General features: G+C 34.7%; 1 protein-coding gene. It reads right to left on the reverse strand.

Annotation, left to right across the window (positions count from 1 at the left end):
- Positions 1 to 191: 191 nt before the first annotated feature.
- Positions 192 to 464, reverse strand: a 273-nt coding sequence (locus FD36_RS06850) for an aggregation-promoting factor C-terminal-like domain-containing protein (protein ID WP_479682565.1), incomplete at its 5' end; no start/stop codon positions are given.

Raw genomic sequence — 464 nt, forward strand, 5'->3', positions numbered from 1 at the left:
AATATTGACTTCAATCCAGTAATTGATATTAATTTTAGATTAACATTTCATTAAACTTACAACATTAGAAATATAATAGTTTATAAAAGCAAAAAAAACGACTGAATTATTAAAATTCAATCGTTTTTTCAATTATTTAATATAATTATTTTTTACCATGAACCATGTGCGGCGTGATAAGCTGCAGCAGCTTAAACTGAACCGTAACGACTCACTGCATATTGTTGAGCAACTTCTTCTTGATGAGCTGGTGAATAGTCACCATTTAAGTAAGATGCTGACAATTGATATTTACCAATGTATTGACCATTACGAGCATTATAATTATTACCAGATTCTGCTTGAGCAATTCCGTCCATGGTACCATTAGATGCTACAGGAGCACTAGCAGCTGGTGCAGGTGCTGTAGGTGCTGTAGGTGCTTGTTGTACAGGTGCAGCACTACTTTGTGTAGTAGCTTGAGG

It is taken from the genome of Fructilactobacillus sanfranciscensis DSM 20451, from assembly GCF_001436035.1.
GTDB lineage: Bacteria > Bacillota > Bacilli > Lactobacillales > Lactobacillaceae > Fructilactobacillus > Fructilactobacillus sanfranciscensis.